Source organism: Pseudomonas pergaminensis, assembly GCF_024112395.2.
In the GTDB taxonomy this organism is placed as follows: domain Bacteria; phylum Pseudomonadota; class Gammaproteobacteria; order Pseudomonadales; family Pseudomonadaceae; genus Aquipseudomonas; species Aquipseudomonas pergaminensis.
On the sequence record NZ_CP078013.2, the window covers coordinates 4,437,201 to 4,449,782 of the forward strand.

10 protein-coding genes are annotated in these 12,582 nt (G+C 61.4%); 3 read left to right on the forward strand and 7 right to left on the reverse strand.

Annotated features, from left to right (window positions below; genetic code table 11):
* The first annotated feature begins 10 nt into the window (after window positions 1–10).
* Together KUA23_RS19960 and KUA23_RS19965 are read left to right on the forward strand one after the other, a co-directional pair.
* A complete protein-coding gene (locus KUA23_RS19960) occupies window positions 11–1,939 on the forward strand; it encodes a hypothetical protein (protein ID WP_252992718.1) in 1,929 nt (642 codons plus the stop codon).
* A 46-nt stretch (window positions 1,940–1,985) separates the two neighbouring features.
* Complete coding sequence (locus KUA23_RS19965) at window positions 1,986–2,810, forward strand: 5'-nucleotidase, lipoprotein e(P4) family (protein ID WP_252992719.1); 825 nt, start codon at window positions 1,986–1,988, stop codon at window positions 2,808–2,810.
* Here KUA23_RS19965 and KUA23_RS19970 read toward each other — a convergent pair.
* Window positions 2,779–4,152 carry an LLM class flavin-dependent oxidoreductase gene (locus KUA23_RS19970; protein WP_214497854.1) on the reverse strand — a complete coding sequence of 458 codons (1,374 nt, stop codon included), beginning with the start codon at window positions 4,150–4,152 and terminating at the stop codon, window positions 2,779–2,781. The two genes, KUA23_RS19965 and KUA23_RS19970, sit on opposite strands and share 32 nt — an antisense overlap.
* A 287-nt stretch (window positions 4,153–4,439) precedes the next feature.
* On the opposite strand from KUA23_RS19970, the gene KUA23_RS19975 reads away from it, so the two are divergent.
* Window positions 4,440–4,817 (forward strand): c-type cytochrome, encoded by a 378-nt coding sequence (locus tag KUA23_RS19975; RefSeq protein ID WP_252994298.1) that lies wholly within the window; start codon window positions 4,440–4,442, stop codon window positions 4,815–4,817.
* Window positions 4,818–4,820: 3 nt separating this feature from the next.
* On the opposite strand, the gene KUA23_RS19980 is transcribed toward KUA23_RS19975, so the two are convergent.
* The 6 genes from KUA23_RS19980 to KUA23_RS20005 are packed head-to-tail and all read right to left on the reverse strand — an operon-like array spanning window position 4,821 to window position 11,946.
* Window positions 4,821–5,255 carry a RidA family protein gene (locus KUA23_RS19980; protein ID WP_100490217.1) on the reverse strand — a complete coding sequence of 145 codons (435 nt, stop codon included), beginning with the start codon at window positions 5,253–5,255 and terminating at the stop codon, window positions 4,821–4,823.
* Between the two features lie 11 nt (window positions 5,256–5,266).
* A complete protein-coding gene (locus KUA23_RS19985; RefSeq protein WP_252992720.1) occupies window positions 5,267–6,850 on the reverse strand; it encodes a flavin monoamine oxidase family protein in 1,584 nt (527 codons plus the stop codon).
* Window positions 6,851–6,862: 12 nt separating this feature from the next.
* On the reverse strand, window positions 6,863–7,786 hold the full coding sequence (locus tag KUA23_RS19990) for an ABC transporter substrate-binding protein (RefSeq protein ID WP_078049365.1): 924 nt from the start codon (window positions 7,784–7,786) through the stop codon (window positions 6,863–6,865).
* An 18-nt stretch (window positions 7,787–7,804) separates the two neighbouring features.
* Entirely contained in the window at window positions 7,805–8,578 is a 774-nt protein-coding gene (locus KUA23_RS19995) for an amino acid ABC transporter ATP-binding protein (protein WP_078049366.1), read from the reverse strand.
* The gene (locus KUA23_RS20000) at window positions 8,571–9,536 is read right to left on the reverse strand and encodes an amino acid ABC transporter permease (RefSeq protein WP_252992721.1); all 966 of its coding nucleotides are present in this window, start codon (window positions 9,534–9,536) and stop codon (window positions 8,571–8,573) included. The genes KUA23_RS19995 and KUA23_RS20000 overlap by 8 nt, the downstream gene beginning before the upstream one ends.
* 16 nt (window positions 9,537–9,552) lie before the next feature.
* Complete coding sequence (locus tag KUA23_RS20005) at window positions 9,553–11,946, reverse strand: TonB-dependent receptor plug domain-containing protein (protein WP_252992722.1); 2,394 nt, start codon at window positions 11,944–11,946, stop codon at window positions 9,553–9,555.
* Window positions 11,947–12,582: the final 636 nt, after the last annotated feature.

The window sequence follows — 12,582 nt, forward strand, 5'->3', positions numbered from 1 at the left end:
AGGAAGATCCGTGACGATTAAAACAGCTGCTGACCTGTGGGACAGCCTGAACTCAGCAGGACGCCTGGCACCCAAGAGCCACGACAAACAATTCGTCGCAGACCTGCGCGCGGCGTTGCATATTCCACCGTCCGAAGGCATTGGCGACTATCTGAAACAGCACGCAGTCGATACCACGTCTTTCCTGGTCGCAGTTCTGAACGCCTTACAGCCTTTCGGCATGATGCTCAATGACATCTATGAACTGTTCGCTGAAGGCGGCGTCTCCCACAGCAATGAGCGACTGCTGATCGAGTTCGATTTTGGTCAGGCTGGCAAAGTACCCTTCAACGTCGATGCGTTTCGTCGGGCACGGGAGATATTGAAGAACCTCGACAACATGATCCCGCAACGGGCCTATGACTTTGACGACTTGAGGCTCATCAGTAATGGTGTGTTCCAAGCGCTAAGGGAAACGCCTGGAATGGACAATACGGGGTTCGCGCCCCGGATAGATACACCCGCGAAAAGCTGGATGGATGACCCGCAATGGCCCTATACAAGACCTGTGCCGCTGCCCGAGCCTAGGCTATCCGACTCACTTACCCAGGTACTTGCGCCACTGGCCAGCCTGATTGAACAGTTGTGCCAACGCACCGGCCGCTACACCAGCCAGGATGATCTGCGCAGCGCTCGACGCAACGATGACCCCTCCAGGCCAGAAAGAGCCCCGATCAATCAATGGAGTGAATCCCGACTAGCGCACGCGCAGGACGATCACATTGCGCGGTTTCACCTCTTGCCGCTGCTCTGGTATTGCCAACAGCGTGTGCCTCTGTCACAGAGAGACGGACTGGCGAGAAGAATCGAGGCCATCATCAACACCCACTCACAGATCGTCCCACCCCGACCTGTGTCACGTGAACTGGAAGACCTGCTCGACCTGCCCATCTGGAAACAACGCTCACAGCTCTACTCTGTGTGGCTCATCACGCTGTTGCGACGTGAGCTCAAGCAATCGGACGAACGTTTTCAACTGATGGCCCAGGACAACGGCCTCACATTTGCCTTCAGACCCACGCTCATTGCCAAGCTGCATGTGAGCAACAATGTGCTCGACCTGATGGCGGAGCTTCGCGTCGCCAACCCCGGTGTCAAACTGGCCGGCGACGGTCGCAGCCAGAACATTCAACCTGACTATTCGCTCGTTCAGCACCTGGCCGATGGGACACAACGGATTGTGTATGTACTGGAAGCCAAGCAGTACGCCCGCGCCAATACCCGAAACTTCAATGAAGCACTGTACGACTACGCCAGAGTCAACACCCAGGCACTCGTGGCCCTCGCCAACTACGGGCCAGTGCCCGCCTGCCAGCCGAAGAAACTCGCCGAACTGTGCACACGCAACGGCGATAAAAACGTCAGTGAGCGCTGCGAAGCATTCGCCGGGGTCACACCCACTAATGCAATCTCGACGCATCAGTTGCGCCTGCATTTTCGCCGTGCAGTCACTGAATACGCGTTACCACTGCCCCGCCTGATTATCGACATGTCTAGCTCCATGGGGCATGTGCTGAATGCTAATGCGCAAGGCAACTGGCCGATACTTGCCGGGCACATCGCGAACTCAGGCATGGGGTTGATACTGAACCAGCACTACCCCACATCCGTGAGCCCCGGCCAGCCTACACACGATGCCATGCTGGCGCTGTTCGAAAAAACCGTCAATGGAACCAAGGGAATCTACGACATCACCCGAACAGAGCGCGGCCTGTTGATGCTGTTTACCGACAACAGTGGTTTTCATGAAGAGCGCAACTATCATGACAAACTGGCGGGTGTCATCATCCTGCAACCGGACGGCTCCCTGGAGCTACGGTTCAATACGCTCTACGAAAGTCTTCTCCGACGAGCGATACCGAGGCTGATCGCTTGCACTCATGTCGGCGAGCCCTATTGACCGCTCGTCGCACCACCTACGTCTGCTTTTCGAGGCTCATTGTTCAATGCGCAACCTGATCTTCGCCAGCCTGCTTCTGCTGGCGGGCTGCCAACATACGCCGCCGGCCAACGACCAACTCGACGCCGTGCTCTGGACCCAAACCTCCATCGAGCATGAGTTGATCTACCGTCAGCTCTTCGCCAATGCCACCCGTCAACTGGACGTGGCATTGGCCGATCCCACCTGGGACGCCCTGCCCTTTGCGCCACGCAACCTGAACGGCTTGCCACCGGCGGTCGTGGTCGATATCGACGAAACCCTGCTGGACAACGTGCCGCTCAACGCCCGCGATGTGGTCAACAACCAGGTCTATTCCTACGATCGCTGGAACACCTGGGTCGACCAGGCCAGGGCCGAGGCTTTGCCCGGTGCGGTTGCCTTCCTGCAAGCGGCGCAGCAAAAAGGTATCAAGGTTTACTACCTCACCAACCGCGAACACAACCAGGTCGCGGCCACCGTGAAGAACTTGCGCCTGCGGGGTTTCCCGGTTGAAAGCGCAGAACAAGTGCTCGCCGCCAGTACCCCCACCGGCCACTGCGAAAGTACCGGCTACGGCAAGAACTGCCGCCGCCAATGGGTCGCCAGCCATGCCCGTGTATTGCTGATGGCCGGGGACTCCCTGGGGGACTTCGTGCAGGCCGAACACAACACCCTCGCGGATCAACGCAAGGCGGTGCAGCCTTATATGAATTGGCTCGGGCAGCGCTGGTTCTTGCTGCCCAACCCGACGTACGGAAACTGGTACAGCGCGCCGTATGGGGATGATGAGACGTTGCCGTTTGAGCAAAAGCGTCAGCTCAAGCAGCAGGCGTTGCAGTTGCAAGAGTAGCCCGCGCGGCTGAACGGGCCTGGGATGCCGCCGTATACCGATTCACCGGCACCGGCAGCCCCAGGTGCCCGCGCAACGTACTGTGGCTGTACTCACTGCGAAACAAGCCCCGCGCCCGCAATAGCGGCAACACCTGGTCAGTAAACCGCGCAAAATCCTCCGGCGCGCCCACATGGATGTTGAACCCATCCACCGCGCCCTCCACAAACCAGCGCTCAATCTCATCCGCCACGGTCTTGGGCGAGCCGACAAAGCTGGAAAACGGCTTGGCAAAGCGCAACGCCGCCTGACGCAAGGTCAACCCCTGCTCACGGGCGACGTGCTTGATGTTCTCCGCATGCCCGCGATAGCCATTGCTACCCAGGTCGCCCAACTCAGGAAATGGCTCATCCAGCGCGTACTGGCTGAAGTCGTGGTAGTTGAACGGCCGCCCCAATTGCACCAGCGCCTTGTCCAGGTCCAGCTCGCCATTGCGCTCGCGGTCGATGGCCTGGGCCTGCTCGTCGGTGTCGGCAATGATCGGCGAGATGCCGGGCAGGATGGTCACGTGATCGGGGTTGCGCCCGGCGGCGGCCGTGCGTTGCTTGATGTCGCGGTAGTACGCCTGGGCGTCTTCGAAATTACCCACGCCGGCAAAAATCCCCTCGGCATAGTTCGCCGCCAGGTTGCGCCCGGACTCGGAAATCCCCGCCTGGAAAATCACCGGTTGGCCCTGGGCCGAACGTGAAATATTCAGCGGCCCGGTGACGGAGAAAAACTCGCCGTGATGGTCGAGACGGTGTTGGCGCTGCGGGTCGAGGAACACCTTGTTTTGCTTGTCGCGCACAAAGGCATCGTCCTCATAGGAATCCCACAGCCCCTGCACCACTTCCAGGTGCTCGGCCGCCCGGCGATAGCGCTCGGTGTGGTCGATGTGCTGTTCACGGCCAAAATTGCCGGCAGCGCCTTCCAGGCCGGTGGTCACCACGTTCCACCCGGCGCGGCCGCCGCTGATGTGGTCCAGGGACGCAAACTGCCGCGCGACGTTGAAGGGTTCGGTGTAGGACGTGGTCAGCGTTGCCACCAGGCCGATTTTCGAGGTGGCGCCGGCGATGGCCGAGAGCAGCGTCAACGGCTCTAGGCGGTTAAGGAAGTGGGGCGCGGAGTCCGGTGTGATGTAGGGGCTGTCGACGATGAACACCAGGTCGAACTTGGCCGCTTCCGCCTGCCGGGCCTGGGCGCGGTACCAGTCGATATCCACACTCGCATCGCCGGGGATCTGCGGGTGCAGCCATTCGTTTTGTGCGGTGCCGACACCGGTAAGAATGGCGCCGAACTTGAGTTGTCGGGATGAGGCGGGCATCAAGGTATTCCTCCGTGGATGGCAGCGGTGCTGGCCTGTGGAGATCGACCTTAATGCCCGCGAGCGGGGCTTGTGAAAGGCTTTGTAGATCTATGCTAATTATTAAAAATACTGATTTACATAAGGATAAAACATCCGTAACTGACATAACCGCGCACAGGCCGTCGAAGCAGCCTTGGACACGGTCACGGCAAAAAAAGGAGAATGGCGGCCTTTCAAACTCAACGCGCTGACATCAGGTTCTTCCCTCGATCCCAATCTGATTCAAGCCACAAGGTCATATGGATATGAAACGGGTACTTATCGCTGGGCTCGGCCTGTTATCGCTGGCCCAGCCCTCACTGTCCGTTGCGGATAACCTCAACGGGAAAACCCTCTTTAACCAACGGTGTGCGATGTGCCACGGCGCCGATATCAAAGGCACAGGCCCCTTGGCCAACAAGAGCAATCCCCCCACCCCCGACCTGACCACCGCTGCGTTCAAAAAACGCCTGAGTGATTATCCAGGCGTTATTGTTTCGTCGATCATCCTTCGCCCCAATGGCGACTTGATCCCGAGGACCTTGCGAGAGAACGGCGTAAAGCTGGCGCCGTTCGCTTGGAGGGTTAACGACTTCCGCGATTTGAACCAATACATGAGCGGTGTGATTGCAAAGAGCCGATGAGCCTCACACTGCTCTTGCAGCGATCGCCTCCACTTCAACCAACGCGCCGGGCAATGGCAACGCCACCACCTGCAGCGCGGTACGTGCCGGTTTGTTCGGCTGCTCCGGCGTGCCAAAAAACTGCGTGTAGCCCGCCTGCAAGCCGGCGAAATCCAGCTTGCCAGCGGTCTCTTCGGCGCCCACCAGGAATACGCGCAACTGCACGATATCCCCAAGGTCCAGGTCCTGCTGGCGCAGGATCTTGCGGATCTTGTTGAACACCGACACCGTCTGGATTTCCGTATTGCCATAGGCCGCCGGCGTCCCCGCCGGGGCATTGGCATCGTGCAGGTCGGGCAAGGTGCCGCTGACGAAGATCAGGCTGGCAGACGCCGGCACGGTCACGGTCTGCGAAATCGGGAAATCGCCGACGCTGGTGCGTTGAATGCTGTCGCTCATGATGATGCTCCTTAGGAGGCGGCCAGTGCCGCGCTGTGTCGTTGTTGGGTTACCCGTTCGGCCAGTTGCCCGACCACATGGCGCGCCGAGTTGGCCGCCGATTCCTGCCAGATGCCCACGCCGCTTTGCACCAGGCCGTCGCCGGCGAAGTACACCCGGCCATGCCCGGCTTCGAGCAAGGCGCTGGCGTCGGCCGGGAAGTGTTCACGTTGCAGCCACGGGCCTTCGCTGTAGGGGATCTGTTCCCAGGACACCGCCAGCGGGTTGCGCAGGTGTTTGGAATAGCCCGGATGCAACAGCTCAACCGCCTCCTTGGAGGTGGCGTACTGCTTGTCGAACGGTTGCGCGCCAAAGACGTCAGCGCCCTCCCCCGTCACGTAACCCGCCACCAGCAAGCCTTCGCGGGTGTTGAGGTCGTTGCTCGGGTACCACAGCAGGCGCGCCGGGTGCTCGATCCACGACAGGCCGCCGTAGGTGCGGTAGTCGGTTTCCCAGAACCGCGGCGACTGCCACGCGACTTTGGTGGCCTGGTCGCTGCGGGTGCTGAGCAGGGCGGCTTTGATCGGGTCGCTGAAATCGGTGTCGAGTTGGGCCAGCAGCGGTAGCGGCAATGTCGAGATCAGATAATCGGCGCGTACCACCTGCTCGCGGCCGCTGAGTGTGTCGTGATAGGTCACCGCCACGCCGTCTTCCAACTGGCGGATCTGCCGCACCTGGGCACCCAGTTGCACATGGCCCCTGACGCGCTGGTAGAAAGCATCGGTGATGCGGTCCATGCCGCCGACCGGCTGGAACATGGTCGCGGAGAACTCGGGGAATTCGGTGTGCAGCAGCGCGCCCCACAGTTCCGGGTGCAGCAATTGGTCCAGCGCCAACGGACGGCGGCTGGCGGGCAATGCGCCGGGATGGGCAGGCGACTCCAGGTGCCCCGAACGCAGCGTGCCCTCGAAGGCCAATGCTTGGGACAAATCGCCATACACCTGCAGGAACGCCAGCAGCCGTGTGCGTTCTTCAGCGCTCAACACATCATCGAGGGCATCGCGCTGCACGGCTTTGGCCAGCAAGCCGGAGAGGTGTCCACGCGCATCGTTGATCGCCTGGCCGACGGTGAACGCCGGCTTGCTCACATCCGGCCGCACCTGGGCGCCATGGCTGCTGTTGACCAGCACCTCCAGTGGCACGCCCAACTCGCTGCAATAGTCGAGAATGGTGCGATGCTGGCTGGGAATCCGCGCCGGCCCGGCATTGAAGTAATGCCCGGGGTCGAACGCGGCGGTTTGTGTGCGGCCATCCTTGTAGTCCACGCGGTCGCCGTTGCGGATTGTCCAGGTACGACCGCCCGCCCGTTCACGGGCTTCCAGCACTTGCACGTCGAACCCGGCGCGGGTCAGCTCCAGCGCAGTGACCAACCCCGCGATCCCAGCCCCCAGGACCAGCACGCGAGTGCCCTGCCCCAGGCCGCTCTTGAGTTTCAGCGGTTGCGGGCGCCGGTGGGACGACGGCCCCAGGCCCAATGCCGCCAGCGCATCCTTGACTGCCTGCTCACCGCCCACCGCAGCGATGCTCGACAGCGCTTCACGTCGTGTCAGTCCCATGTTCGATGCTCCTTAATCCGGTAGGCCCGGTGGGTTGATCAACGACTGGTCGACGCGCTCGATATCCAGGCCCCAGCGTTGCAGCACCTGTTCGTATTGGCCGCCGGCAATCGCGCCTTCCAGGGCGGTGTGGATCGGCTTGACCAGGCCATTGTCCTTGCGCGTGGTCACCGCGATGTCGGCTTTTAAAGGCCAGCCCCCATTCACCGTGCCGACGCGCTTGATACCGCCGGTGATTGCCGCCGAATAGGCGTACACCGAGTTGGGCCCGAACAGGGCGTCGCTGCGCCCGGATTGCACGGCCAACTGGGCGGCCGCCTGGTCGTCGAAGTACTGCAACAGCGCGGGCTTGAGGCCGGCTTTTTCGTTGGCGTCATTCCAGGCCAGCAGGACTTTTTCCTGGTTGGTGCCGGAACCGACGATGATCTTCAGCCCGGCGATGTCCGCCGCCTCCTTGATCGCGCTGATCTTGCTGGTGCTCTTCACATAGAACCCGAGCACGTCCTGGCGATAAGTCGCGAAGTCGAAACGCTTCTTGCGCGCCTCGGTCACGGTGACGTTACTGATCACCGCGTCGTACTTGCCCGAACTGACGCCCAGGGGCCAGTCTTCCCAGCTGGTCTGCACCACGTTGAGTTGCAGGCCCAAACTATCAGCAACAAGCTGCGCCGTGTCGGCCTCGCTGCCGATGGTGGTCTTGTCGTCGTTGGCCAGCAGCGCCAAGGGTGGCCCGGCCACGCCGGACACGGCCACGGTGAATTTCCCCGGCTGGGCGAACTTGAAGCCTGGCGGGATCTGCGCGATGGCCGCCTCGTTGCGCGGTACATGGATGCGCACGCGGTCGGGGCTGAGATCGACCTGTTGCACGGCAAACGCGGTTTGCGCGGTGCTGACGGCAAGCGCCAGCAAGGCCGCGCGGGTAGTCGCGATAAACATGGGCAGTCACTCCTTGAACTAAAGCACCTTGCCGAGAAAGGCTTTGGCGCGGGGATGTCGGGGTTGGCGGAAAATCTGTTCGGGCGGGCCTTCTTCGATCAACTGACCGTCGCAGAGGAACACCACGTGGTCGGCCACCTCACGGGCAAAGCCGATCTCATGGGTGACGATCACCAGGGTCACGCCCAGTTGGGTCAGGCCCTTGATCACGTCGAGCACTTCACCCACCAGCTCCGGGTCTAGGGCCGAGGTGGGCTCATCGAAGAGCAGCACTTTGGGGTCCAGCGCCAGGGCGCGGGCAATGGCGACGCGCTGTTGCTGGCCGCCGGAGAGCTGGCGCGGGTAGGCATCGACCTTGTCCGCCAGGCCGACCTTGTCCAGCAGCTCGGCCGCCTTGGCTTGGGCGTCAGCCTTGCTCCAGCGTTTATGGGCCAGGGGTGCTTCGGCGACGTTTTCCCAGGCAGTCAGGTGCGGGAACAGGTTGAAGTTCTGGAACACAAAGCCCACGTCGATACGGCGCTTGAGAATCTCGCGCTCTTTCAGTTCGTAGAGCAGGTCGCCCTTGCGGCGGTAGCCGACGTATTCACCGTCGATGGTGATATGCCCGCTGTCGATTTTCTCCAGGTGATTGATGGTGCGCAGCAAGGTGGACTTGCCCGAGCCGGAAGGCCCGAGGATCACCGTGACCTTGCCCGGATCGATCGTCAGATCAATGTCCTTGAGCACCTGCTGGTTGCCAAAGCGCTTGCCCACGCCCTGGATCTGAATGCGCCCGGCGCGTGCTTCAGCCATGGGTTTTCTCCTTCAACCAACCGCGTAGGCGTTGCAACGGCGTGGGCGGCAGCACCCGCGCGGCGCCACGCGCAAAGTGGCGTTCGACGTAATACTGCGCGCTGGTGAGCACAGTGGTGATGATCAGGTACCAGACCGTGGCGACGATCAGCAGCGGGATCACCGCCTGGGTGCGGTTGTAGATGACCTGCACGGTGTAGAACAGCTCGGGCAGGGCCAGCACGTAGACGATGGACGTACCCTTGACCAGGCCGATGATTTCGTTGAACCCCGATGGCAGGATCGAACGCAGCGCTTGCGGCAGGATGATCCGAAAGATGCGTCGCGAGGCCGGCAGACCGAGGGCCGCCGCCGCTTCATGCTGGCCGGCGTCGACACCGATCAGGCCGCCGCGAATGATCTCCGCCGCGTACGCCGCCTGCATCAGGCTCAAGCCCAGCACGGCCACGGTGAACTGGCTGAGCACATCCACGGTGGACCACTCGGCAAACACCACTGAGGTGAACGGCACGCCGAGCACAATGTGGTCATACAGGTAGGCAAAGTTGTAGAGGATGATCAATACCAGCAACGCCGGCATCGAGCGGAAAAACCAGATATAGCCCCAGGCCAACGCCGCCAGCAGCGGCGAGCCTGACAGTCGCGCCAACGCCAGCGCGGTGCCAAGGATGATGCTGAACACCGTGCTCAGCAGGGTCAGCAACAGTGTCTGCCCCAGGCCGCGCAACACCGACGGCGAGAAGAACCACTGGCCGAATACCCCCCACTCCCAGCGCGGGTTGGTGGCCAGGGAATGCACGATGCCAAGCAGCACCAGCGCGGCGAAAATCGACCCGGCCCAGCGCCAGGGATGCCGCGCGGGCACCACCTGCAGGGCCTTGATCGGCGTGGAGACACGGGCCTGGCGCACCGGGGCGGGCTGTTCAATCAGGTCATAGGATTTGGCGACAATGGGCATGGTGTATTCCTCGGCCTCAGAAGGCATAGGTCAAGCGGGTGTAGTAGTACCCGCCGGTAAAACCGTAGGGCGAATAGACGCCGTAGCTGCTGACCATGGTGCTGCTCGGCACCCCTTGTTTCTTGGGGTAGATGTCGAACAGGTTCTTGGCGCCGACGGCGATGTTCAGGTCTTTGGTGAGGTTGTAGCCAAGGTCGAGATCGGTGATCCACTTGGCGCTGTAGATGCGGTCCAGGTCGCGATTGGCCGATGAGTTCACCTCCTTGTAGGAGCCGTAGCGCGTCAGGGCCAGGTTGAGGTTGAAGCGATCGATGCTCCAGTCGCCGCCCAGGATCAGCTTGGTGTTGGGCTGCACGCCGGTGATCAGGTTGCGCGCCTCGCGGTTCATCAGCTCGTAGGAGGTGCCGAGGATGTTGGTCGACTCCTTGTAATTGAGGATTTTGGTCTGGTTCCAGTTGAACGCGGCGGTCCACTTCAGCGAGCCGTACTGGCCGAGGTCCTGGTTGTAGTTGCTGACCAGGTCGAGGCCCTTGGTGCGGGTGTCGGCGCCGTTGATGAAGTACTGGCCGCCGGAGGTGGAGTTGATGCCGTTGTTCTGCAATACCTGGGTGATCTCGGGACCGAGCAAAGTGCCCGTGAGGGTGATGCGGTCGCGCAGGTTGATCACGTAGGCGTCGGCGGTGAAGCTCAGGCGGTCGGTGGGCGTGAGGGTGAAACCGAGGCTGAAGTTGGTCGAGCGCTCCGGCTTCAACTGCTGGGCACCCAGGGCTTGGGCCGCGGCGGACCCCACGGGCAACACGCCGTAGTTGATCGACTGGTACACGCCGTCCACCACGCCATAGGTGGTGGAGCGTGCGCTGAACAGGCTATTGGCCAGGGACGGCGCGCGGAAACCGTTGCTGACAGTGGCGCGCACGGCGAACTGCGGGGTGAAGTCATAGCGGGTGGTCAGCTTGCCGCTGCGCGTGGCGCCGACGCCCTGGTTGTAGTGCTCGTAGCGAAACGCAGTGCCGACGTACCAGTCGGGCACCGGGTTGAAGCCCACGTCGACGTAACTGGCCAGGCTGTTGCGCGAGGCGCTGCTTTCTTCATCCGGCGAAATGCCGTTGGTGACCTGCGCGCCCGACGACGCGCAATTCCCCGGTGCCACGCAGTAGCCGCCGTTGGCATAGGACTCATAGTCACCGGCCTGCACCTCATAAGTGTCGCGCCGATGCTCGAAGCCGACGCTCAGGTCCAAGGGTTTTTGCAGACCGATATCGAAGCCGCGCTTGAAATCGAGGTTGGTGGTCAGTTCGGTGGAAATCCACGTACCGGAAGTAAAGTGATTCGGCGTGGCCTCGCCCAACGACGGGTTCTGGTTATGGGTGGTGCCCTGCTCCGCGTCGTTGCGCCCGTAGGTGGTGGAGAAGTCCCAATCCCACTCGCCAACGGTGCCCTTGCCACCGAATGCGGCCTGGAAATCGTCCTCGTCGATAAACCACGTAGGCGTGTAGCCGCCTGGGTAACCGTTCGGGCCGGTGGTGATGGTGTTGGTGATGGTCGGCAGGCGGAAGTTCTGCCCCTGCTCGGCCTTACGACGTGAATAGGTGGTGAAGGAGTACAGGCTGAAGCTGTCATCGATCGGCAGCTCGGCGTTGTAGCCCAGGGTCAGCAGGTTGGTCTTGGGTGTGCCGTAGCCACCATAAGTCGACCGCCCGGCTTGCTCGTAGGCTTGCGCGTAGGTGTAGCCGTTGGCGCTGGCCTTGTTGTCGTCATTCTGGCTGCGGGCGTCCAGGGCCAGTTGGACAATGCCGCCGTTGCCGATCTCGAAACCCTTGTTGAGGCTTTGCTGCACGGTCTGTTTCTTGCCGTCGTAACCCTGGCCGACATTGGTCACCGAGGTGCCGCTGGTGTCGGCCTTGAGGATCACGTTAATCACCCCGGCGATGGCGTCGGAACCGTATTGGGCGGCGGCGCCGTCGCGCAGGACTTCCACGTGGTCGATGGCACTGATGGGGATCAGGTCAAGGTCGGCCGGGGCTGCGCCGGTGTTGATGCCGTTGATGTTCAGGGTGGCAGCGGTATGACGGCGCTTGCCGTTGACCAGCACCAGCACTTCGGCGGCGCTCAGGCCGCGCAGGTTGGGGGCCCGGGCGATGCCGCTGGCGTCCCAACCGGTTTTTTCCGGCAGGGTCAGGGACGGGATAACGGCGCTCAGGGCTTCCATGAGGCCGGGCTTGCCGGTGTTCTGTAATTGCTTGGCGCTGACCACGTCGATCGGCACCGGGCTGCTGGTGACCGTGCGCTGCTCGGCGCCGCGGTTGCCGGTGACCACTACGGTGGACAGGGTGCTGTCGTCCTGGGCTTGGGCGGTGTTGGCCAGGATGGCCAGTGCCAGAGTGGCGGTTGGGTGTAAGGCTCGCTTCATATGCATTCCTGCGTTTCCAAATCGCGAAGTCGGGCAGTCACGCGGGTGGGCGCGGTGCTCGGTTTTTTTCTGGGGTGTCAGGGCGATTTGGGGCTAGGTGTGGAGCGAGGTTTGAATTGGCAACATACGTTGAACTCCCTTCCAACGATTCTGCTGCGGGGTGGCAGCGCAGAATCCGAATCTAGATTGGTACCATCCGAGGTCAGGGGTAGGCTGTTGAGTTCAAACATAACGGAATGGATTTTAAAAATATAATGCTATTTGGGTATAAGCTAATATTCTTGGATTTCATTATTTGATTGATGCTTTATTCTTATTGGTAATGTTTTTTTGCAATTGGTCATGAGTACATATCCGTTGCTGCGGTAACGGCCACTTAGGGTTCCGCTCTTACAGCGGCTCACTTTTGAAAAGCCCAAAAGTAAGCAAAAGGCTCTTGCCCCAACACTCGGCACCTCGCCTAGGCTCGGTGTGCCCGTAATCCGACAGGTATTTGGGGGGCCGCCGCCCCGCGCCATCCATGGCGCGGGGCGGCTAAACCGGCATCCCTGCCGGTTTACCCCCCAAATCCCTGTCGAATTCCGGCCAGCGTGTTTGACGGGGCGCCTAAGATCAAAATCAAAAACAGAGCCAAAG

Coding starts and splice junctions, on each gene's coding strand:
- KUA23_RS19970 (WP_214497854.1), bottom strand. CDS start 4,152: ATGCCCGCCTCATCCCGACAACTCAAGTTCGGCGCCATTCTTACCGGT.
- KUA23_RS19985 (WP_252992720.1), bottom strand. CDS start 6,850: ATGGGACTGACACGACGTGAAGCGCTGTCGAGCATCGCTGCGGTGGGC.
- KUA23_RS19975 (WP_252994298.1), top strand. CDS start 4,440: ATGAAACGGGTACTTATCGCTGGGCTCGGCCTGTTATCGCTGGCCCAG.
- KUA23_RS19990 (WP_078049365.1), bottom strand. CDS start 7,786: ATGTTTATCGCGACTACCCGCGCGGCCTTGCTGGCGCTTGCCGTCAGC.
- KUA23_RS20000 (WP_252992721.1), bottom strand. CDS start 9,536: ATGCCCATTGTCGCCAAATCCTATGACCTGATTGAACAGCCCGCCCCG.
- KUA23_RS19965 (WP_252992719.1), top strand. CDS start 1,986: ATGCGCAACCTGATCTTCGCCAGCCTGCTTCTGCTGGCGGGCTGCCAA.
- KUA23_RS19980 (WP_100490217.1), bottom strand. CDS start 5,255: ATGAGCGACAGCATTCAACGCACCAGCGTCGGCGATTTCCCGATTTCG.
- KUA23_RS20005 (WP_252992722.1), bottom strand. CDS start 11,946: ATGAAGCGAGCCTTACACCCAACCGCCACTCTGGCACTGGCCATCCTG.
- KUA23_RS19995 (WP_078049366.1), bottom strand. CDS start 8,578: ATGGCTGAAGCACGCGCCGGGCGCATTCAGATCCAGGGCGTGGGCAAG.